Source organism: Nocardia sp. CDC159 (assembly GCF_023740735.1).
GTDB lineage: Bacteria > Actinomycetota > Actinomycetes > Mycobacteriales > Mycobacteriaceae > Nocardia > Nocardia pulmonis.
This window is the reverse complement of the sequence record NZ_JAMRXH010000048.1, coordinates 1-959: the sequence shown is the minus strand read 5'-3', so window position 1 is coordinate 959 and position 959 is coordinate 1. Positions and strand designations below refer to the sequence as shown.

The 959-nt window shown below is 66.3% G+C and carries 1 pseudogene; it reads left to right on the top strand.

The features are described from left to right. The first annotated feature begins 122 nt into the window (after positions 1 to 122). Positions 123 to 940: pseudogene (locus NDR87_RS37060) on the top strand (IS5 family transposase). The last annotated feature ends 19 nt before the right edge of the window (positions 941 to 959 follow it).

Genomic DNA, 959 nt, shown 5'->3' with positions numbered 1-959 from the left:
CTAGGGCGTGTCCTGTAAGTGGTTGTGCGGGTTTGGGTGAGTCGGTGTCGTGGTTGTGTTAGCTGTATGCGGTGGTTGGTCGAGGTGAGGTAACTGATCGGGCCTGGGCTCGGATCGAGCCCATGCTGCCGGTGTCGGGAAAGGGCCGCCGGTGGCGGGATCACCGCCAGGTGCTCAACGCGATTTTGTGGAAGTTGCGGACCGGTGCCCCGTGGCGGGACCTGCCCGAACGCTATGGTCCGTGGAAGACCGCGCACGAACGGTTGCGGTTGTGGACGGCCGACGGCACGTGGCAGCGCATTCTCGACGAGGTCGTGGTCAAAGACGATTCGATCGGTGAGGTCGAATGGGTGATCAGCGTGGACTCCAGCGTGGTCCGGGCTCACCAGCACGCCGCGGGAGCCCGCAAACAGGAGACCCTATTACCCGGCGCGGCCACCGCATCGGGGTCGACGGGGAAGCCCTTGGACGATCCCGCGGCGGGCTGAGCACCAAGATCCACCTCGCGGTCGACGGGCGCGGGTTGCCGCTGCGAGTGATCCTGACTCCCGGTCAGGCCGGGGACAATCCCCAGATCCTGCCGCTTCTCGACGGGATCCGCGTGGCCCGGATCGGGCCGGGCCGTCCCCGGACCCGGCCCGAGGTCGTGATCGCCGACCGGGCCTATTCGCATCCCTCGACGCGAACAGCGTTGCGCAAGCGCGGGATCCGGTTCGTCAGTCCGCAGCGAGTTGACCAGATCCAGACGCGAGCGGCCAAACGATCACACGGTGGCCGGCCACCCGCGTTCGACCCCGACGTCTACAAACGCCGCAACGTGGTCGAACGCTGTTTCAACCGGCTCAAACAATTCCGGGAGCTGGCCACCCGCTACGCCAAACGCGCCGCCTACTACCAGGCCGAACTCACCATCGCCGCCATCATCCTCTGGCTGCGATGACTTACAGGACACGCCCTAG